This is a genomic window from Oceanobacillus sojae (assembly GCF_900162665.1).
Lineage (GTDB): Bacteria > Bacillota > Bacilli > Bacillales > Amphibacillaceae > Oceanobacillus > Oceanobacillus sojae_A.
This window is the reverse complement of sequence record NZ_LT727812.1, coordinates 19,148-39,312: the sequence shown is the minus strand read 5'-3', so window position 1 is coordinate 39,312 and position 20,165 is coordinate 19,148. Positions and strand designations below refer to the sequence as shown.

Genomic DNA, 20,165 nt, shown 5'->3' with positions numbered 1-20,165 from the left:
CAGAAAAAGGATCTCTTTTACGTAAATAAACCTTGTTAAAACGGCATATTAGAAAAACATGCATTCCCTTATAAGGAATTCATAATTTTTCTTGTATTTTGTGCGCTGACATTCTTTGTTGTTGTAATATATGTTTAACAATATGCACAAAAACAGAGAAAGGCAGAAAATCCACCTTTCCCTGTTTACATATACCGAAGAGAGATATTAATTAAGAATGGATAGATTTATCCCGTGAGACTCTGATCACTACAGAGCCATTGAACTATTCATTTACCAGTTCAAAGCACGGAATATATCAATCATTCAGTACAATCCCTCCTTAAGTTAATACTTGTATTATTACAAATAATTTTATATTTAACAACCTTTATTGTAATTTTTTTTAATTTTTCTAAAAGGATTAACACTTTTCACCCAAACAAAAGTGAGAATGGACTTATGCCTTTTGTAAAACGTACTGCTAGCGGGACAAGAGTGTTTAAAGAATCCGATATCCAAACTTTAAATGTCATTGAATGTCTAAAGGATACAGGGATGCCTATTAAGGAAATTAAAACATTTATTGATTGGATTTCTGAGGGAGATTCCACGTTGCAACAAAGATATGACATGTTTATCGAACGAGAAGCTGCAGTAGAAGCACAGCTGGAAAAAATGAAAAAGACGATGGAAGTCATCAAGCATAAATGTTGGTATTACAAGACAGCCCTGGAAGCAGGGACAGAAGTTATTCATAAAAAAGATGAAACTGAAATTTCTATGGACTAATGTATGTTTAATCATTTTCGGGAGTGGATGACCCAGGTGATTAGAAAATGCTGCAGAATGACACACTAAATAAATTAAATGTATAAATGAAATCTACTCCTAACACGAATAAAAGGTTAGAATTGTTTCAAAATCAATTATATTTTTTCATTTTGCTTTCTGATGCCGGTTAGGATTAATATCTTCTTCTATTTGTTTCTCATCTAAAACTGGAATTTCTGTTTCTGTAATTATATATCTTACATCATTAATTATCTTTATTCTTCTGCATATATACCGCAGGCTTCTTATTTTTTATCTCTTACTTAATAGCCTTAAGGTTTATTAAAGAGTTTTTTTTGAATAAAATCAAAATACCAGGCAAGGGCGGCCTGGTATTTTTTAAAAGGTACATTTTATTAATGAAATTCTACTTAGCGCAAACATAAGCAACACTATGGACAGAATCTGGATTTTTCAATTGATCTACTATAGACGCAGCCAAATCTGCCCGTGTTATACGCCCCTTCCCTTTCTTAACCGGTTTATCAAAGCTTATACGATAACTCCCTTTTGGAGCACCATTTGTCAGATAAGGCGGCCGGATAATGGTCCAATCCACTGTACTCTGATAAATTTCTTCTTCCATACGCTGCATATCGCTATATAAATTGTGAAATATTCTCCATAAAACTTTTACAAGGATACGCTCTGTAAACGAAGATTCTTCCTTTGATTTAAGTGTTTCAGCAGATAAGCAAATCAGCCGGTTAACTCCTGATTCCCCCATTTCTTTTATTATATTTTCCATACCTTTCGAATAAACGGTTGTCGGCTGACGATGATTTCCGCCAAGAACGGATAGAACAGCATCTTTGCCAGCCAGATTCCCTTCTATTGAAGCTGGATTTAAAACATCACCTTTTACAACCTTCAGCCGTGGTCCCGATAATTCTAACTTTTCCGGGTTTCGTACGATTGCTGTTACTTCATGACCTTGCAGAAGTAATTGCTTTACTAATGGAATTCCTGTATCACCAGTGGCTCCAAAAACTGCAACTTTCATATTACACACCTTCCAACACTATTTGTTAGTTAGTTATAACTAACATTTGTTATAAAAATTTTTTGTTGAACAATTAATGTTCCTTCCCTGCCATTATGCTCTGCGTGCTTGTTTTATGATAGCCAAAAAAGAATTAATGGAGTGACTGGATGCACTGCTCCTATTACAGGTACATGAACACTCACGTATTGGAGCGGTACAATAAGAAGGAATAAACCAGCAACCTTCCAGCGAATCTTCCTAGAAAGCTGCCCTGTAAAAGCAAGCATTAGCATAAGAATTGGGATAAATTGAAACCAGATAACAAAGGTTGTATGGTATCCCCAATACGCATAGTTATTAAAAAGCGCCATGCCGGCAAGAAGCGTTTGAGCAACAATACAAACAGCATATATCCAGGCTAAAACAAGAAACACTTGTCTGGAATAGTAAACTCTACTATTGGAGTCCGCCAATTTGAAACACCTCCTTTACGGTTGAAGTCCATAACAAAATGTTTGTACACTATTTTTTATAAACTCCTCCTTTGCTACAGTGATAAATTTTTCTTTCCATAATGCATTAGAAATAAAATAACTGAACAAGGTCGTTAAAAATATCGAGGCCTGCGTATAGGAATCTGTTTGTTTCATCTTCCCCTCCTCCTGCATGGAATTAAAATACGTTGTGATATACCTTTTTAATTGCTCTGTGTTGTCAGACACCAGATCCACTAATTCAGGCATCGATGCTCTTTCCTGAACAGCAATTAAACAAATAGATTCATAACGTTTCATAAGATCAAGGTATAAATGGGCTATCTGCAGCAAATCTTTTTCCAAATTCCAAACAATGTTATTATCAAACGTTTGCTTGAACCCGGGAACAACCGTATTTCTTTCAATTGCTGCCTCCAGGACACCTTTTTTTGTTTCAAAGTGACGAAAAACCGTCATTTCGCTTACATTCGCTGCGTCTGCAATTTCTTTAATGGTCACTAGATGAAATCCTTTTTCCTTCATTAATTGAAGTGCGGATTGTAATATCCGGTCGGATGTACTTAATTTATTCTTCGGCATAACGCTACCTCCATCTTTTTAAAAATGTGTGTTATTAGTAACTAACATTTTATTGATTATATTTTATCTTTCCCTGCAGATAAAGTCAATGTATTAATTTAAAGTTAGTTATAAACCAGTTGTTTTTCGGTAATGTTTTAATCAGCATTAGCATGAAGTATTCTTTCCCCTGCTTTTTTACAACGTTACCGTTCAACTAACTGGTTTTATTAACTAATCTTCCGCTTTAATAGAGGTGTTACATTGTTATTAGTTTTCAAAAAAAGAATGCTTTCGTTCAATCCGTATTCGAAAATGGTTCATTATTCTTATCTGGTCCTCGGTCAGCTTTTCTTTATCCCAGTACATATGCATTAAACTGTATTCAAATATTATTTTAAAAACGTACTGGGCATAACAACAAGCTCTACCTCACCGCGGGCACAGAGAACATCATCTGCAAATATTTCTGTATGTACCTTCCATCTTTTTGGATGGATTTCTTCCACCGTTCCAATTGCTTTCAGCGGAACCTCCTGTGGCGTCGGCTTGAGGAATTCCACATTAAGGGAAGCGGTAACAAACCGGGGCGGTTCAGCTCCATCACCGATTTCATGACCATTCTTGCGGTGTAAAGCAAGTGCAGCGGATCCTGAACCATGACAATCCATTAAGGAAGCTATCATTCCACCATAAATAAAACCCGGGATTCCCATATACTTTGATTCAGGTGTAAAGATCGTCACCGTTTTATCTCCCTGCCACCCGGTTCGCAGGTGATGACCGTCTTTATTCAATCTGCCGCATCCATAGCACCAGGCGAAATCATCTGGGTAGATATCCTGTATTGCTTTTTCAATTTTTTCTTCCATTATTCATCCTCCTCGCATAATCAGCTTAGATAAATCTATTGCATTATAAGTAAGCGCTTTATTCCATTGTACTATAACTATTATATAAGTTCTTCCTGATGCACAATAATTTCTTACTGACAACTCCCACAGCTAAAGCAATGGGGTTCTAAGGTACTAATACACTTCTTAACAGCGTCCTGATCTTTCTATAAAGAAAGAGTTTCCACTGAAATACTGGTATATATTCTCTTAAAACATTAACGGACGTATTGCGAGTTTGCAAGGCACTTCACCAAGCCAGCCTTAAAAGACTTCTTGTGTGCTTGTCGTTCCGCTTCTCCTGGTCGTTATCAGGACCAATCAGGTTTGTATTAAACGACAAACCAACGTATTGTTTTACTTGTTGACTGTTTTAATCGTTCGATTTCACAATGATGCCGTTCTATAAAATTGTTCCATCCATCATTGCATAAATCTATATCAACAGAATCAAGGGTTTCCTTTTTCTATAAAAAAGGGATGCATTTTATTTAAAACTTTAAAATTACCTCATCACACATCCCACCTCTAAAGAAGTGGGCTTTCTCGTTCGGAAAATCTGTAAAATGGAAATTTTATTAGGCAGAAAAAACTCTTCTCACTGAAGTCCGTTTTCCAATTAAACGATACACCGGTGTTTCATTTTATGTAATACCTCAAAAAAGAGCTGAATCAATTCCAGCTCTTTTCCTGTATAAATTCAGCATTACTTTTCGTCATATTCGTCTTCATCTACTACAATATAAGGCCGCATCATATCATAATCCTCATGCTCCAAAATATGGCAGTGCCACACAAACTCTCCGCTATATGGTGCAAATTTGGCAATTACTCTGGTAATGTTAGCTGCAGGCGCCTCGATGGTGTCTTTCCAGCCGCGGTTATTTGCTGCCGGCGGTTGAGGCGGTCCTGTAAATATAATTTTTCCATCTATATTATATTGCTCCAGATCGAATGGCTGATGCTCCAGCACCTGAAATTGAACCAGATGAATGTGAATTGGATGAGAAAAGTTTGTTGTATTTGTAAATCCCCAAATCTCTGTTGACCCAAGCTGCGGATTTTCTGTAACCGGATCATACCAATGTTTATTATTTAAAAGCAGTAATGGACGATCAAATTCATCAGAAGAACCGACTAACTTTAAATAGCGGATGGCAGAAACGTTATTTTGCTTTAATGAAGGAATAACAGATAAGGCGGAAGGCAAATGACTGCTATCCTTATTTTTTAAGGACTTCGTAACGCGAAATTGCATAATCTCCCCAGTTTCGTCATTAGGATCAGCATCTTCTCCTAAATCATTTTTTAAGGTGATGGATTGACCGGCTGCTTTCGAAAAATCAATAATGACATCAATTCGTTCTGCCGGCTGGAAACTGATTTCCTCCATTTCGACGGTACATCTAAGCAGACCGCCATCAGACCCGATTTGTTGGAATAAGGTGTTGGAATCAAGCTGTAATCGATAAGACCTTGTATTTGAAGCATTCAAAATCCGAAAGCGGTATTTTCTTGGTTCAACCTCCAAGTAAGGCCATATCTTTCCATTAACTAATATCGTATCTCCATTGAAGGCAGGCAAAATAGAGGGGTTTGGCAGATTAACGGCTGCATCATCAGGCTGTGATGGATAAAATAATGAACCATCGTCGTTAAAACTCCGGTCTGTAATCATAAGCGGAATCTCATAGTCCTCTGCTGGCAGGTTTAAAGCTTCCTCCTGTTTATCCCGCAAAATATACATCCCTGCAAGTCCTGCATATACATTCAATCGTGTAATCCCCATCGCATGATCATGATACCAAAGCAAACTTCCACGCTGATGGTTCGGATACGTGAATGTTTTTCTCGAAAAGGCAGGTCCAGTTTCCCGGAAGTTATTTGTATACCATGCTTCTGGATGCCCATCACTGTCTGATTTTGTCTCAATACCATGCAGATGTACCACGGTGCGTACAGCGGGCATTTGATCGAGTCCATGAATCGATAAATCAACCGGGAGCAGATGTTTATTTGGCAGTTGATTCAGCCATGTTACGTGAACGGGCTCATCTCGATTTGCTTCAATTATCGGTCCGGGAAATTGACCATTATATCCCCATAAGGTTGTTGCTGGTAAATCCCGATGTAATTTCTTCCTGAATTGCTTCATCGTCATTTCGTAATGCGCTCCATCCTTGTTTTTCTTATAAGGCTTCAGAAGCCGTATTTCTGGAAGCGGATCAACAAATTTTTCTAGTTTGCGACGCATTTGTATTCACCCCATTTCTTTCTTGAGAGTGTGTGTTCAAAAAGCCCGGTAAAAAAGACCAAGAAGTTCAAGGCGACTAGATTTTTACGAACGGAGCGTATGCTTTATAATACGTGAGTATCGGAAAAATCTAGTCAACGCACTTCCGCAGGAGGCGGTGGCTTCTACGTTACCCACACGACGTGGGTGTTCTTAGTAGAAGATCCTCTTATCGCCGTGTCATTTTTATTGGGCTTTTTGAACCTCCTCTATGAATAGTAAATGTAACTATATGCAAAAAAGGAAAGGCAGATGTACCTAAAAGCTAAATTAATTAGGGTGAATATAACAAAATGCTTAGCGTCTTTCGTTGCTAATATGGAACTTCGGCAATGATTCCAGGCTAAAAAATCGAGAAGTCCTTTTTATTATTTTCTTTTTTTGCACCAATCAAGTAAATTCATCATCTCCACATTCCTTATTTCCTCCAGCGTACAGCTGGTTGCCCGCCCATCTTTTAAAAATAAATAGATCCGATTCTCAACATACCCGGATATCTTACACTCTAAGTCTTTATAGTAATTTCCGTTTCTTATCACATTTGCTTGAATTAAAACCGGAGAATCGGTTACAAAAGCTTGATACAACACACTGGCTATTTCTTCTTCGTCCATCTTTTCTTTTGCTTTCACTTGTATAAGCTGATCATCCACTTCTTCTTTTTTCAGTGCTTCGGAATGGTCTGATAGCATCATCCCTAACCATTTCATAATACCTCTGTCTTTATATCCAATTTTTTCAGGTGTGAAGTGCGTTATCGATATTTGCTCCATATCATTCTTCCTTTCCAGATCGGTGACCGCCAAGCAATTTCGCACGGTATCTCGCCATTCCGCCGTCAAGTAAGCTGGAGGCATGCAGCAACGAAGTATAACCATACTTTTCTCTGACAAAATCAATCGTCCTGTCCAGCTCTTCATTTTCTATCGCTTCTTCTGGCGGTTCAAATAAATCCAGCTGCAATAATTGCTTCGGTTGAAATTTTCCAAAGGTGACGTTAACCGTCCTTACAGGTGTGTTTTCTTTATAATACTTATGAAAGATAAGCAGCATATACTCTTTCAATTTTTTTGAGGAATCGGTAGGCTCAATCTTCATCTGATGACTGAATCCACCTTGTACTACATCTCTGGAATATCCAATATACAGCTTTACGACACCGGTCATTAGATTGTATTTTCTTAATCTTGCTGCATTCTCGTCTGTCATTTCCCGAATAACCGTCTCCACATCATGTTTCACTGTATAGTCTCTGTTTAATATCTGATTTCTGCTGAATGATGTGCTTTTAGGTTTGTAACTATCCGATAACCGCGTCCGGTCGATCCCATGTGCATGACAAAAAAGCTGTTCTCCAATGACTCCGAACCTTTCCTTTAATTTATCAATACTGTATTGAGACAAATCATAAATATTTCTGATACCTAACCGATTTAAATTTGCTTCTGTTTTCTGGCCGATTCCCCAGAAATCGGCCAACGGTTCAATTTTCCATACTTTATGAGGCACATCCTCGTAACGCCATTCACCAACAAAGCCACGCTTTTCGTCGTGTTTTGCCTGATGATCAAGCGCTAATTTTGCTAAAAGAGGATTATCCCCTATCCCCACTGTCAGTACTAAGCCTAATTCTCGCCATACATCACGCTGGATTTTCTTCGCTATCTCATGCGTGCTGCCGAAAAGCTTTCTTGATTTAGTCACATCAAGAAACGACTCATCGATCGAATAAACAAGCAAATCCTCTTTCGTAACATACCGTTTAAAAATACGTAATATTTCTAGGTTCTTTTCCAAATACAACGCCATACGTGGCTCAACAATTTCTATATTTGCGTGACGCGGGATCTCGTAAATCCTTGTTCCGGTTTTAACGCCGTATTCTTTTTTTACCAGAGGAGAAGAGGCTAAAACTAAACCACCCTGATTATCCGGTTTCGATACAACCGCAATCCGCGCTTTTAAAGGATGCTGCTTGCGTGCAGCAGCTTCTGCGCTTGCAAAAAATGATTTGACATCGATGCACATAATATCCCGGCGCGGTTCATTAGAGTAATCCGCCATCATTATATTTTTCATCATACTCTCTCCTGACACGAATGTATGTTTGTACTTAAATTATACGAACTTATATTCGTGCAGTCAAGATGAAATAGGCGTGTTAATATATGGAAAGGAAAAATCGGAGGGAGAGTAAATGCTTTTAATTTTTAAAGTAAATATGCCTGTTCGACATAATTAAATGAATACATACGTATCTTTGTTCCTTGTTTCTCCCTTGTTAATATAATCCTTAAGGATGAATTACAACCCTTTTCCCTTGAAAATCGGCACGGTTCCAGACATTTTCAATATCTTGAAGCAAAACGCTTTCCATGTCCATATGAAGTTTATCTTCTTTTAGCCATTTCCATATCAGGTTTGTTCCCTCTTGTATGAATGCAGGAGTTATACCTGCAGCGCCTCCGGAAATTTCAAGACCAGAGGTCCGTAAAGCACTTGCGGGAAGCTTGAGATCTGATCCTGCCTTTTCCCCTATTTGGACAAGGTGAGTACGACGTCCATTTAAGCTTATTTCTTTTGGTACGATCGATTTTAGGAGTATCTCTGTTGGAGGCCCCCATAAAAAATCCAAAATAATATCTATTCCTTCACCTACCTCCTTTTTAAAGGATGCGGATAAATTATCTTCAGACTATTTAAGGTTCAACACTGTATCTGCGCCCAATTCCTTGACTCGCTGCAAAGATTCCTCGTTCCGGCCGGTGCCGATGACGCGCCCTGCGCCAAGGAGTTTTGCGATTTGAACAGCAAGCTTACCCGCAATCCCGGTAGCACCGTTTATAAGCACGGTCTCCCCAGGCTTCATCTTCGCTCCCCATTTAAGCGGAAAAAGTGAAGTCAATGCAGCAGGCGGAAGAGCAACTGCTTCTTCGGCGCTGACTCCATCAGGAACCAGGACTGCAGATTCTTTAGGGACAACTGCTTTTTCTGCCATGGCGCCATACGGAGACTTTGTACCTGAAAATCCAACCAATTTTCCATCAGGACGCTCGCCCACCCCTCTAAGTCCGACGATAGCTGGTAATTCGGAAAGAAATTGACGGCTTGCAAAATGCTCCCCTCTTGCTATCATCTGATCGACATTTTCAAGAGCTACAGCTTTCACATGGATTAAAACTTCATCTTTTTCTGGAGACGGATCTACGAAATCTTCATAACGGGGCATTTCCCCAAATTTGTGCAGTACGGCTGCCTTCATGATAAAACCTCCTGTATAAGTTTATTTAACACCGTTAAATTTAACGGTGTTAAGTAAACTTATACTCCTTTTATGATATACTGTCAAGAGCACATACAGTTGAAGGAAGGAGCACACCATGGCGCTAAAAAAACAACAAATTATAAAGGAAGCTTTAGAGCTGCTTAATGAAAGCGGGCTTGAAGGAGTTACGCTAAGAAAGCTGGCAAGCAGATTAAATGTCCAAGCTCCAGCATTATATTGGCATTTTAAAAATAAACATGCTTTGGTGAATGAAATGGCTGAAGCTATTCTGCAGACAGAATTTCATGATTTAAAAGAGCGGGAAAAGGAAGAATCCTGGCAAGATTGGCTGCTTAATATGTTCAATCATTTACGAAAAGCAATGCTCGCGTATACCGACGGAGGACGTGTCGTTGCAGGGGCACACCTTTCATTAACGATGGCAGATTTATCCGAGACTGCCATGAAAGCCCTGGTGAATGCAGGAGTAGACTTGCGCCAATCACGTTTGATCATTTTAACCGCAACCCGTTTTACTTTCGGCCATGTTATTGAAGAACAAACGAGGATCACTGAAAAGGAGATGCAGGAGCTTCATATGGAATCGTTTAATCGGGAGCACCCTACACTGACAGCAGGTATTGATGAATATTTTTCAGCAGGAAAGACAATTGATGACCTTTTTAATGATGGGCTGCGAATGATTATTGATTAATCGATTTGATTTAGATGATGATACTGTCTGTATTATCGGGAAAAGAAAACCTTTCTCTTCACACGTCTATCTTCTGTCTAATTACAGAAAAAAAGCTGCATTCAGTATTATACTAAACGCAGCTTTTCTATCATTTATGGGTCATTATTTAATGTTGATTTATCTTACTTAAATAGAAACATCAGATGGTAAAAATTCAGCACGTTGTCCTTCATGCTTATCGAGCATAATCTGTTCCGGCTTGATGCCCTGCTCACGCAATACTTCAATGTTCTGCGCCAGGAATTCATCACTGCCGACAACATAAAAGAGCCCATCCTTATCTTCAGCAAGATTTTTCACTTCTTCATAATAATCTTTACGATTATCTACGAACTGTGATGTAAATTTCTTGTCAGGTGCGGGTTCAAAAATATTAGTGAATAGGAAATCTCTTGATGAATCAATGTTCAGGGAATGAATTTGATTGACATTGTCCGCACGCTCGAAATAATCAAGGACAAGTGGTCTGAAGGTTGCCAGACCTACTCCTGCTGACAGCAGATACACATTTCTGTCTTCTCTTTTAAGCGGTACATTCGTATGCGTTTTAAATACAGCAACTTCCTGGCCAACTTCCATCTCTCTTAAAATCGTTTTAAATTCAGAGCACTGCTCTTTGATACGCGTTGTGATACCGATTAAATTTTCATGCGGTAAAGTGGAAATCGACATATGGCGAATCAGACTGCGATTTGGTTTCTCTCCGGCATTGAAACCCTCCAGTGCAAGATGAATGTGGGAACCCTCTTCCCATGTATAATCTTCCGGGCACTCGAGCATATATGTTTTAACCTCAGGGGTTTCATCGATAATCTCGTTTATTTTAGTCCAGTATATTTTCATTATATATTCTCCTCACTCCATATTATTTATCGTTATTATCTACTATACAATAAGTGATAATAATTCTCAATTAAATGAATTGATTATTTTAGTAAATTTATGTAATTTAAATTTACCGATGATTCAGATAGCGATTTTTGGGTTAGTCAATATCCTGGCAGTCCGGTTTTCTTGCAATAAAAAGTTCCCCTTTCCTAAACTGACAATTAAATAACCGTTGATATTTTTAAAATACTTGAAATTGTAAAAAAACAGGATTATTATCAATATATTGAAAACCCTTCCAAAATTGGTCAGTTATCCGTATGGGCACAGGAAATCTACCGAAAATCTTTTACAGCAAACTTCGCCCGCAGAGAATGATCAATTCAAAAAATAAAACTATTAAACAGTAATCTGAAAGGAGTATACTTATGCCCAATAGCCATGCAAATTATTTAACGATAGAAGAAATAATAGCTTTACCAACATTCCAGGATGTTGCCATCAGCGAGGATGGACAGCGTGTAGCTTATGTAAAAAGCACAACGGACTGGGACAACAATACATATCCTCAGCATGTCTGGATTTATGATAAACATACCGATAAAAATTATCCCTTAACAATAGGTGAAAATGAAAGTACACACCCATGCTGGTCACCGGATGGGCAAACCCTTGCTTTTCTCAGCACAGCTGGTGAAGACGGCAAAAAAACAAAGCAGATTTTTATCCAAACGGGCGAGGAAACAGCAGCAATACAGATTTCTCATGCCGAGCATACTATTGATTATTTTAAATGGGCTCCAGACGGTAAAGGCCTTTTCTTCACCGCAAAGCGTCCTGAACCGGATAAACTGAAAAGCCGCAGTGACATGTACGGAGAATTTTGTGGATCAAGATTTTCATTATAATGCATTGTACTTTCTGAATCTTGATAAAGGGAAACAGCATGCCAAAGCGCTGGACAAGCTGCCAAAAGATTTAAGGGAAGCGGCGGACGAAAACGATGAGAATAAAAAAGATAAGGCAATTACACCATTGACGGAATCGCTGGACAGATATATTTATTATTTTGATATTTCCCCAGACAGCCGGAAGATTGTCTTTAGCTCTGCCCCTACTCCCAGGTTTATTGACCTGTTAAATCAGGAAACTTATTTGTTGGACCTGGAAACCAATGAATTTGTAAAATTAGATATCAGCCCTTTACAAGCGGGACCTGTTCTATTTTCCTATGATGGGTCAAAAATTTGCTATAGCCGCCTTACACAGAAAAAAATATACGCAAACGTTATGCTGGAAATCTATGATTTAAAAACGAAACAGATCAAACAGCTCCCACTGGATATCGATGAAAATATTTCTCCTGTCCGCTGGACTAAAAACGGTATTCACATTACCTGGCTGGAAAGAACCAATTACATGACCGGACTTATTACAGAAGATGGTATATTAACGCCGCTTGTTGATTCATCTGACATAGTGGTGACTTACCCGGCTATTACGTCGGATGGCAGGCATACTGCATATGTTAAGGCAACTTCACAAGCAGCTGCTGAAGTATATCTTGATAATAAACAGCTGACCAAGCAATATAAGCTTTACGAAGGAAAAAAGAAAAGTAAAAAAGAAATTATTTCCTGGAAAACAGAAGATGGATTGGAAATTGAAGGCATATTATCAAAACCGGCGGATTACGATGAATCAAAGACCTATCCGCTTGTACTTGCCGTTCATGGCGGCCCAACCGGCATATCATTCGCAACCCCGACCACAAATAGATATCAGCCAATCGAACAATTTGTAGAGAAAGGGTTTGTTGTTCTGGAGCCTAATTACAGGGGCAGCGCCGGCTATGGAGAAGCCTTTCGCTCGGCAAATTTCCGGAAGCTGGGGCTGGGAGACTATCAAGATATTATTTCCGGAGTTGACTTTTTGGTTGACAGCAAGGTAGCAGATCCGGAAAAAGTCGGCATCCTGGGCTGGAGCCAGGGCGGCTATATATCTGCCTTTTGCGCAACCTACAGCGACCGGTTTAAAGCCATTTCGGTCGGAGCTGGTATTTCCAACTGGATGACTTATTATGTCAATACGGATATTACTCATTTTACACGCTACTATTTAGGAGATACCCCGTGGAATGATGAGGAAATCTATCGCAAGACCTCGCCCATGACTTATATTAACAATGCTTCAACGCCAACCTTGATTCAGCACGGTGAAAAGGACCCCCGTGTTCCTGTTCCGAATGCCTATGAACTCTATCGCGGCTTGAAGGATGTCGGTGTAGAAACCGAGCTGGTCATTTTCAAAGACATGCTGCATGGTTCAAACAAGCCGGGTATCCACCGCGCTATTCTCAAACAAAATCTGGATTGGTTTGCTTATCATATTTTAGATGAGGAGCGGGGTGAAGACCGGGTATATTAGGTTTTTCCTTTCCTGTAAAGCGAACGTTTCCAAATAAAGAAGCCTTTATTCCAACGAAAACCGCGGTATAAAAATCTATACCGCGGTTTTCGTTGGACAATTTCTATAAAAATGGATGGAACTAATCATCTTGATGATCCGGATTGAGTCCGTCCACAATGGTCATCAGGTTGTGTCGCAGGTAGTCAACATAGCTGTCTTCTTCGCCTAAATCTTCTGAGTAAAGTGAACCGGCAATAGGAACTCCGGTTTCATCCGATACCGTATTCATTGGTCTCTTATCACTTGTGTACTCAACAAACAAAGCTTTCGGTTCATTTTCTTCCACAAAATTGATAGCATTGATAATCTGCTCTGGAGTACCTTCACTTTCTCCATCACGCTCCCAAATAAAACCTTCCTTTAATCCGTATTGATCCGCTATATATTGAAAGGATCTTTCACTGCTCATCAGGATACGATCTTCTTCTGGAATGCCGCCGATTTTTTCCTCATATTGCTGATCAAGGTCCTTCAGTTCATTTAAAAGCTTTTCAGCATTTTCTTCATAAACCTCTTTATATTCCGGATCGATTTCTATATAAGCATCCCGGGCATTTTCCACCATCTTAATCCCGTTCTTCGGAGTATTAAAACCATGCGGATTGGGCGTTCCTGCAAATTCCTTGGTACCAAGCTCTAGCTGATCTATTCCATCGGAGAGCGCAAAGACATTTTCATCGTCTTTATCTTTATCAGCTGCATGCAACATCTTATAAACCCAGTTATTTTTGTCGCCATCCAGGCCCTCCAGATTCCATCCAAAGTAGAAAAGAACATCTGCATCTGCCGTACTTTTCGTGTCTTTAGGAGACGGATCCCACCCATGGGGCTCTTTCCCTTTTGGGATCACATTATAAACCTCCACACGGTCTCCGCCTACCTTTTCAGCAATATCAGACACAATGGTAAAGTCTCCTACCACTTGGAGTTTTTCATCATCTCCATTGCTGTCAGCTGTTTCATTATCCTTTTCTCCGTCACTGCCGCAAGCGGTTAATAGAAATGTTGCCATAACACCTGCCAATAGTAATGTTAAAAATTTTTTCATTCTCATTTTCTTATCTCCTTTTTATTTTCCCTATCATCATTTAACTCGCAGCATTCCGCTTACGTTTTGAGCGAATAGCGCGCCACAAGACTCCCTGCTTTGGCGAAAAGAAGAAAATGAAGGCAAATAAAAGAAACGATGTAAGCACGATTACAGCACCTGAGTCCAGGTCATATGCAAAGCTGAAGTACAGCCCTGCAAGCGAAGAAATGACACCAAAGGCTGCTGATAATATCAGCATAACCCACAGCCGGTTTGTTAACAGATATGCTGTCGATGCAGGTGTAATTAACAGTGCTACAACCAACACGACACCGACAGTTTGCATCGAAGCAACAGTAACCAATGTCAAAAGAATCATCAGCATATAATGGATCAGTTTTGTTGGCAAACCATATGCCGCCGCCATGGTCGGATCGAATGTAGATATAAGCAATTCTTTATAGAATAGAACCACAACCAGCAGCACGATAGCTCCAACAATCAATGTCATCCACATATCGGATGTCTGAACAGATGTTAAGCTTCCGAATAAAATACTGTCTAAATTCACGCCGCTGTGCGCGTACCTTATAAGAAGGACTCCCAGGGCCAGAAAGGCAGTGAAAACAATGCCAATGGATGAGTCACTCTTGATACGGCTGTTTTGATTGACATAGCCTATTCCAAGGGCCGTTAAAATTCCTGCTGCAACAGCTCCATAAAAGAAATTGATATCAAGCAGAAAAGAAATCGCAACACCTGGAAGTACTGCGTGCGAAATCGCATCTCCCATCAGTGCCAATCCCCGCAGAACAATAAAACAGCCGACAATGCCACAAATAATACCGACCATAACGGATGTAAATAGCGCCTTTTGCACGAAACCATAATCTATAATTTCTGAAATAAACTCCATAATACTCATGATTCATCCGCCTCCTCTGATTGCAAGAATGGAAGCTGCGATTTATACGCTTTACCGAGCGCCTCTGGTGTCAAAACAGAAGCTGCCGGTCCGGCCTCGATAAGGTCCTGGTTAATCAGGACCAAGTCATCAAAATACTCCTGCGCCTTGGATAAATCATGATGAATAACGATAACCGTTTTCCCTTCATCCCGTAACTTTTTCAAAATATGAATGATCGTTTCTTCACTGGAAGCATCGATGCCAACAAAAGGCTCATCAAAGAAAAATATTTCTGTTTGCTGGGCTAAAGCCCTCGCTAGAAAAACGCGCTGCTGCTGTCCGCCTGATAATTCGCCAATCTGGCGTTTACTGAATTTTTGCAGGCCAACTTGCGCTAAACAAGCCTGAGCCCGTTTTCTATCCGCTTTCTTCGGACGATGAAAAACACCCAGCTTCGGATACGTTCCAAGCACTACTGTGTCCAGAACATTAATGGGAAAATCCCAGTCAATATTATTACGCTGTGGAATATAAGCAATATTCTCACGCATTTGCTTGACGGGCTTACCATAGAATTCAATGGTTCCATGGTCTTTTGAAATTAAACCGAGTGATGCTTTCATCAATGTTGATTTTCCAGCGCCATTTGGTCCAATGACACCAACCAGCTTTCCTTTTTCCACTTGAAAATTAATATTTTTAAGCGCGGTTTGTTCACCGTAAGAAACCGTTAAATCCTGGACTGAAAATGCTATACTTTTATGTTCCATCCTTATCCCTTCTTCTTTTAATATTTAGCTCTGTTTTAATTATAAAATTTCATATCTTGTTTAGATGCAGTTAAATTGAATTGATTACATTGTGTAGCATAAACCCCTTTTATTTTTATGCCAACAATTTAATTGCCTTGAGGAAACTTTTTATCAAATGGAATGTGTCTTTGACGGTTATGTACTTTGAACACAAGATCTTTCTTCAGCTAACAGGCTATTTCGAGAAGGCTATCCTCTTGTCTCTATCTTAGCCGATTTACATAACCCCTATTCATTTTCCTGCGCCATTGTTGTTAGTTGATCATTTATGAATAGCACCGGTACTCTATCAGCTCAAAGAAGGACCAGATTTAGCTTTAAGTTATCCCTGATAAGACAGCCCTGAATTAGTATATACCCTCTTTTTCAAATAATTATTTACCCTTCTATGAAATATTTACAGCATATACCTTTACTAAGTTAGTCTAAAACATCTAACTTCAATAAAGTTTGACTATATCATCTAACCTTTGTTATATTCGATTATATAATCAAACTTCATTTTACATTCGATAAGGAAGGAGCTGTTTCTTCATGGCAAATGAAGCCTCCATCTTCATTATGGATATAAGTAATTCATCAAAAGAAAATATCGGAAATGACTTAAGCGAATACCTGGAGCAATTAAAAAACTACATTACTGAATGGACAGAGAATACTGTTGTCACAAAGGTCAGCCACCGCGCCGGCGATGAATTGGTAGTTGTAAGCAGCGGTTATGCTTCGGCTTATACTCTTGCTTTCTATCTAAGCCGTATTTGGCGGTACCCTGATCATAAGCCCTATTTCGGCTTAGCATTTGGGGATATTCAGGAGGATATCAGCAAAATAAATATAGAAACCTGGATTCATCCGTTAATGAAGCAGGCAAGAGAAGCCAATAACTATCTGAAAAAACAATCGAATAGATTACTATTTCACTTTAAATTACCTCATTTATCAGATAAGCAGGGCTTTACTGTTTTCAGCAAGCAGTTCGAGACTCTAATAAATACCAGTTTAACTTTAAAGCAGGAGCAAATAAATGAACAAACCGAAATACAATCTCTCGTCTGTTCTTTATATTTCATTCTCGGCCAGCAGAATAAAGTAAGTGAATACCTTGGAAGAACAACAGCTACGATATCCCATCATATGAAACAAGGAAAAACGCATCTTATTTTGAATGCTTTTTATAACATTGTAAAGGTGCTGGATTCATTAGGTGTACAAGATTGGCAGGTTCAGACGGATAAACTGCAGGAAAATATCAGACAAAATATAAGGACGCATCTAAATGATTATTTTCCTGAAGAAAGGAGTTTGTCATGACTATATTATTGCTGTTACTTGCGCATCTGATTGCTGATTTTTGGCTGCAAACAGATCAGATGGTGCAAAATAAAATAAAACATTTGAAAAAACACTTACTTCATCATCTGGTGACAACAGGCATTGCGCTGGTGATAATATGGGGATACCAATATGAATTTCAACATATAATCTACTATTTTATCCTGCCCTTTGCCTTTATTATCCTCACGCATCTTGTGATTGATTTGTTAAAAATAAAATTAGTAGATTCCATTCCCAAAAGCCCAACGGATAATATAAAAAGACTTGGATACTTTCTATCAGATCAAGTCTTGCATATCATCATGATACTCATAGCTTGTATCCTTTTCTTTCATATGACAGCTGTAGAAATGACAGCGGAGCTCTTTGATTTGTTGCATGGAACAAGCAGTTTAAATCCATTCCATACCGTATTATTTATGATTATCATTTATATTTTAGCCACAAGCGTCAGCGGGCATATCGTAAAATTTATCATCGGCTCCCTGCCTTCTGAATTTGCTAATTTTGAAGGCGAGCTGACATTAAAAAATCAAATCGCTGCCGGAAAGGAAAAAATTCACGCGGGAGCAGATAATCGTTTTACAGAGGAATATCATTATTTTACCTACTCTACCCCGCTTCGTTCGCACGGAAAACTTATCGGCTATCTGGAAAGATTACTAGTGATTATATTAACAGCGGTTGGTGCGTATCCGTCAATTGCTTTTATTATTGCAGCCAAATCCATTGCGCGGTTCAAACAGTTAGATGATCGAAACTGGGCGGAGTACTTCCTGCTAGGTACGTTGTCTTCTATTTTCTTAGGGCTGGTACTTGGGCTTGTTGTGCAGAGGGTTCTTATGTAAGGACCAATAGGCGTGTCATTATTTCTAGCCACGCCTCCCTTACAAGGCTCATACGTTAATACTTTCTCATGCGTTTCTTTCTATATGCATCTTAGACAAATACAAGGTAACTGGACTAGTTCTGATAAAATGGAGTATCTACTGTTTAAAAAGGACCATAGAGTTCACTCTGCAAATATTCAAACTCTAGTCAGATTTTCCTGTCCCTTACATTCTCAAAAGCTCATGAAATTCTGCGCTTTTTCCCAGTTCCTTAGCTAAACTCTTCGCAACTTTCTTATCTACTATGAATTTGACTTTCACATTTTTTATCAAAGACAAAAAAATAGACATCTCATTTTAAAGTGTCTATATGTATAACTATTCGGTTTTTATAGTATAAGTCTATTCATTTAAATTAGGAGACTGATTTTGATAATCAAACTCTGTTTGAAGTTGTTCGCCTAAATCAACGAGTGACTGCTCACAATCATAATTTGCGATAATTTGAATACCTATTGGTAAATCTGTTTCATCAGAAAATCCAATCGGTAAAGTTAATACTGGAAGTCCAGCGTTAGAGAAAGGCTTATTGAATTTAGGAGAGCCCGTTTTCTCTAGACCCTTTGGAGCAGTTTCCGTTGTAGCTGGTGTAATAAGCAAATCAACCTTATCAAAGACTTTTTTGAACGCACACTTATATTTCCATCTTGTTTCTTGTGCTTGTAGATAATCAACAGCAGAATATGAAAGACCCTGTTCAATATCAAATCTTAACTCTGAACTAAATAAGTCTTTTTTCTCGTCGAAGTATGAAGCGTGATAAGAAGCTGTTTCAGAATCTACAACAATCCCATGAGCTATATTTGCTTGTTCAAATGAAGCAGGCATAGAAGTTGCAGTAATTGAATGTCCTTGACTTTCTAACAAATGTACTGCTTCAGTAAAGGCTGTCATCACTTCATCAGTCGCTATAAAATAGTCATCACTTATAATTCCAATCTTAAATCGTTTTGATAAATCACCATCAGTTAAATATAGTATTTTATCTTTATAGGAGTAAGTACAGTGGTCTTTAATATCAAAGCCTGCAATTTCGTTATAGACATATTTAAGGTCTTTAACATTCTTTGTAAAGATACCAACACCATCTACACTCCAGCTCGCTGGTATAATTCCTGCTTTACTTATTTGTCCAAATGTAGGTTTAAGAGCTGTTAGTCCATTATACGAAGCAGGTCTTATAACTGATCCAGATGTCTGAGTTCCGATTGAGAACATCAACATATCAGAAGACAAGGCAGAAGCTGACCCCATACTAGACCCACCGGGAGTATGAGCAAAATTCCACGGATTTTTCGTCTTTGGTGCGCCGCCACCACTGGCAAATTCTGCCATCGCCGCTTTCCCAATCATAATCGCTCCAGCTTTATTCAATCTTTCAATAATAGTAGCGTTCTTATCTGAAATATATCCTTTCAAAATTTTAGAACCAGCTTCGAGCGGAAGACTATCAACATGAACATTATCTTTCACTGCATAAGATATACCAAGTAAAGGTTGAGAACTGTTATCTTTATTCATTTTAGAGATTACCTCTTGGATAACATCATCTTTACTTCTTAAATGCGCAAAGGCTTTAATAGTGGGCTCTAATTTTAAAATGCGAGCATAGAATTCCTCAATCACTTCAATAGGAGTAATCTCATTAGATTCCATTAGATTTTCAACTGTTTCAATTGAATTAGCAAATTTCTTAACCATGAATGCAGCTCCTTCACGTTTTTCCATCTACAAATGGCTTTCTTAAATAAGTGAAATCTTCTTTATATTTTATCATTTCTACCTATAAACTTCACTTAATTAAATAATAATTACTTCTGCTCTACTTATTTC

Annotated in this window: 19 protein-coding genes and 2 pseudogenes; 6 read left to right on the top strand and 15 right to left on the bottom strand. The window is 38.7% G+C overall.

The genetic code is table 11. The features are described from left to right. Window positions 1-429 precede the first annotated feature (429 nt). Window positions 430-771, top strand: a pseudogene (locus BN1068_RS11050) (MerR family transcriptional regulator); the annotation flags it as partial. Between the two features lie 409 nt (window positions 772-1,180). Here BN1068_RS11050 and BN1068_RS11045 read toward each other — a convergent pair. The 10 genes and pseudogenes from BN1068_RS11045 to BN1068_RS23965 form a co-directional block, all read right to left on the bottom strand. Beyond that, window positions 1,181-1,816: an NAD(P)-dependent oxidoreductase gene (locus BN1068_RS11045; protein ID WP_077602928.1), complete on the bottom strand. Its 636-nt coding sequence runs from the start codon at window positions 1,814-1,816 to the stop codon at window positions 1,181-1,183. Window positions 1,817-1,929: 113 nt separating this feature from the next. Then, window positions 1,930-2,271, bottom strand: coding sequence for a DUF6220 domain-containing protein (locus tag BN1068_RS11040; RefSeq protein WP_077602927.1), 342 nt, complete (start codon window positions 2,269-2,271; stop codon window positions 1,930-1,932). A gap of 15 nt (window positions 2,272-2,286) precedes the next feature. Then, window positions 2,287-2,874 carry a TetR/AcrR family transcriptional regulator gene (locus tag BN1068_RS11035; protein ID WP_077602926.1) on the bottom strand — a complete coding sequence of 196 codons (588 nt, stop codon included), beginning with the start codon at window positions 2,872-2,874 and terminating at the stop codon, window positions 2,287-2,289. Window positions 2,875-3,123: 249 nt separating this feature from the next. Next, a pseudogene (locus tag BN1068_RS23975) lies at window positions 3,124-3,252 on the bottom strand (protein kinase); the annotation flags it as partial. After that, on the bottom strand, window positions 3,246-3,725 hold the full coding sequence (locus BN1068_RS11030; protein ID WP_077602925.1) for a PaaI family thioesterase: 480 nt from the start codon (window positions 3,723-3,725) through the stop codon (window positions 3,246-3,248). The pseudogene BN1068_RS23975 and the gene BN1068_RS11030, both read right to left, overlap by 7 nt. Window positions 3,726-4,452: 727 nt before the next feature. Beyond that, on the bottom strand, window positions 4,453-6,000 hold the full coding sequence (locus BN1068_RS11025; protein WP_077602924.1) for a multicopper oxidase family protein: 1,548 nt from the start codon (window positions 5,998-6,000) through the stop codon (window positions 4,453-4,455). A 407-nt stretch (window positions 6,001-6,407) separates the two neighbouring features. Beyond that, a complete protein-coding gene (locus BN1068_RS11020; RefSeq protein WP_077602923.1) occupies window positions 6,408-6,812 on the bottom strand; it encodes a hypothetical protein in 405 nt (134 codons plus the stop codon). A gap of 1 nt (window position 6,813) precedes the next feature. Beyond that, on the bottom strand, window positions 6,814-8,118 hold the full coding sequence (locus BN1068_RS11015) for a Y-family DNA polymerase (RefSeq protein WP_254846754.1): 1,305 nt from the start codon (window positions 8,116-8,118) through the stop codon (window positions 6,814-6,816). A gap of 214 nt (window positions 8,119-8,332) precedes the next feature. Beyond that, window positions 8,333-8,674: a hypothetical protein gene (locus BN1068_RS23970; protein ID WP_254846753.1), complete on the bottom strand. Its 342-nt coding sequence runs from the start codon at window positions 8,672-8,674 to the stop codon at window positions 8,333-8,335. 60 nt (window positions 8,675-8,734) lie between these two features. Further along, window positions 8,735-9,301, bottom strand: a complete 567-nt coding sequence (locus BN1068_RS23965; RefSeq protein ID WP_254846752.1) for a quinone oxidoreductase family protein — start codon at window positions 9,299-9,301, stop codon at window positions 8,735-8,737. 118 nt (window positions 9,302-9,419) lie between these two features. Here BN1068_RS23965 and BN1068_RS11005 point away from each other — a divergent pair, with 118 nt between their 5' ends. Beyond that, window positions 9,420-10,019 (top strand): TetR/AcrR family transcriptional regulator C-terminal domain-containing protein, encoded by a 600-nt coding sequence (locus BN1068_RS11005; RefSeq protein WP_077602922.1) that lies wholly within the window; start codon window positions 9,420-9,422, stop codon window positions 10,017-10,019. 168 nt (window positions 10,020-10,187) lie between these two features. Here BN1068_RS11005 and BN1068_RS11000 read toward each other — a convergent pair whose 3' ends face one another. Continuing rightward, window positions 10,188-10,904 carry a dihydropteridine reductase gene (locus BN1068_RS11000; protein WP_077602921.1) on the bottom strand — a complete coding sequence of 239 codons (717 nt, stop codon included), beginning with the start codon at window positions 10,902-10,904 and terminating at the stop codon, window positions 10,188-10,190. A gap of 413 nt (window positions 10,905-11,317) precedes the next feature. On the opposite strand from BN1068_RS11000, the gene BN1068_RS24420 reads away from it, so the two are divergent. Both BN1068_RS24420 and BN1068_RS10995 read left to right on the top strand, forming a co-directional pair. Continuing rightward, entirely contained in the window at window positions 11,318-11,797 is a 480-nt protein-coding gene (locus BN1068_RS24420) for a TolB family protein (protein WP_439822979.1), read from the top strand. Further along, on the top strand, window positions 11,775-13,316 hold the full coding sequence (locus BN1068_RS10995; RefSeq protein WP_439822978.1) for an alpha/beta hydrolase family protein: 1,542 nt from the start codon (window positions 11,775-11,777) through the stop codon (window positions 13,314-13,316). Before BN1068_RS24420 ends, BN1068_RS10995 begins: the two co-directional genes overlap by 23 nt. Before the next feature lie 121 nt (window positions 13,317-13,437). Here BN1068_RS10995 and BN1068_RS10990 read toward each other — a convergent pair whose 3' ends face one another. Genes BN1068_RS10990 through BN1068_RS10980 form a run of 3 tightly spaced genes read right to left on the bottom strand, consistent with a single transcriptional unit; the run spans window position 13,438 to window position 16,065 of the window. Then, the gene (locus BN1068_RS10990; protein ID WP_077602920.1) at window positions 13,438-14,412 is read right to left on the bottom strand and encodes a metal ABC transporter solute-binding protein, Zn/Mn family; all 975 of its coding nucleotides are present in this window, start codon (window positions 14,410-14,412) and stop codon (window positions 13,438-13,440) included. Between the two features lie 34 nt (window positions 14,413-14,446). Further along, window positions 14,447-15,313 (bottom strand): metal ABC transporter permease, encoded by an 867-nt coding sequence (locus BN1068_RS10985; protein ID WP_175637135.1) that lies wholly within the window; start codon window positions 15,311-15,313, stop codon window positions 14,447-14,449. Then, window positions 15,310-16,065, bottom strand: a complete 756-nt coding sequence (locus tag BN1068_RS10980; protein ID WP_077602919.1) for a metal ABC transporter ATP-binding protein — start codon at window positions 16,063-16,065, stop codon at window positions 15,310-15,312. The genes BN1068_RS10985 and BN1068_RS10980 overlap by 4 nt, the downstream gene beginning before the upstream one ends. Window positions 16,066-16,641: 576 nt before the next feature. Here BN1068_RS10980 and BN1068_RS10975 point away from each other — a divergent pair. Together BN1068_RS10975 and BN1068_RS10970 are read left to right on the top strand one after the other, a co-directional pair. Beyond that, window positions 16,642-17,418 (top strand): hypothetical protein, encoded by a 777-nt coding sequence (locus tag BN1068_RS10975; RefSeq protein WP_077602918.1) that lies wholly within the window; start codon window positions 16,642-16,644, stop codon window positions 17,416-17,418. Then, entirely contained in the window at window positions 17,415-18,290 is an 876-nt protein-coding gene (locus tag BN1068_RS10970) for a DUF3307 domain-containing protein (RefSeq protein ID WP_077602917.1), read from the top strand. The genes BN1068_RS10975 and BN1068_RS10970 overlap by 4 nt, the downstream gene beginning before the upstream one ends. Before the next feature lie 384 nt (window positions 18,291-18,674). Here BN1068_RS10970 and BN1068_RS10965 read toward each other — a convergent pair whose 3' ends face one another. After that, entirely contained in the window at window positions 18,675-20,033 is a 1,359-nt protein-coding gene (locus BN1068_RS10965) for an amidase (protein ID WP_175637134.1), read from the bottom strand. Window positions 20,034-20,165: the final 132 nt, after the last annotated feature.

Coding starts and splice junctions, on each gene's coding strand:
- BN1068_RS11045 (WP_077602928.1), bottom strand. CDS start 1,816: ATGAAAGTTGCAGTTTTTGGAGCCACTGGTGATACAGGAATTCCATTA.
- BN1068_RS11035 (WP_077602926.1), bottom strand. CDS start 2,874: ATGCCGAAGAATAAATTAAGTACATCCGACCGGATATTACAATCCGCA.
- BN1068_RS11030 (WP_077602925.1), bottom strand. CDS start 3,725: ATGGAAGAAAAAATTGAAAAAGCAATACAGGATATCTACCCAGATGAT.
- BN1068_RS11025 (WP_077602924.1), bottom strand. CDS start 6,000: ATGCGTCGCAAACTAGAAAAATTTGTTGATCCGCTTCCAGAAATACGG.
- BN1068_RS11020 (WP_077602923.1), bottom strand. CDS start 6,812: ATGGAGCAAATATCGATAACGCACTTCACACCTGAAAAAATTGGATAT.
- BN1068_RS11015 (WP_254846754.1), bottom strand. CDS start 8,118: ATGAAAAATATAATGATGGCGGATTACTCTAATGAACCGCGCCGGGAT.
- BN1068_RS23965 (WP_254846752.1), bottom strand. CDS start 9,301: ATGAAGGCAGCCGTACTGCACAAATTTGGGGAAATGCCCCGTTATGAA.
- BN1068_RS11005 (WP_077602922.1), top strand. CDS start 9,420: ATGGCGCTAAAAAAACAACAAATTATAAAGGAAGCTTTAGAGCTGCTT.
- BN1068_RS11000 (WP_077602921.1), bottom strand. CDS start 10,904: ATGAAAATATACTGGACTAAAATAAACGAGATTATCGATGAAACCCCT.
- BN1068_RS24420 (WP_439822979.1), top strand. CDS start 11,318: ATGCCCAATAGCCATGCAAATTATTTAACGATAGAAGAAATAATAGCT.
- BN1068_RS10990 (WP_077602920.1), bottom strand. CDS start 14,412: ATGAGAATGAAAAAATTTTTAACATTACTATTGGCAGGTGTTATGGCA.
- BN1068_RS10985 (WP_175637135.1), bottom strand. CDS start 15,313: ATGAGTATTATGGAGTTTATTTCAGAAATTATAGATTATGGTTTCGTG.
- BN1068_RS10980 (WP_077602919.1), bottom strand. CDS start 16,065: ATGGAACATAAAAGTATAGCATTTTCAGTCCAGGATTTAACGGTTTCT.
- BN1068_RS10975 (WP_077602918.1), top strand. CDS start 16,642: ATGGCAAATGAAGCCTCCATCTTCATTATGGATATAAGTAATTCATCA.
- BN1068_RS10970 (WP_077602917.1), top strand. CDS start 17,415: ATGACTATATTATTGCTGTTACTTGCGCATCTGATTGCTGATTTTTGG.
- BN1068_RS10965 (WP_175637134.1), bottom strand. CDS start 20,033: ATGGTTAAGAAATTTGCTAATTCAATTGAAACAGTTGAAAATCTAATG.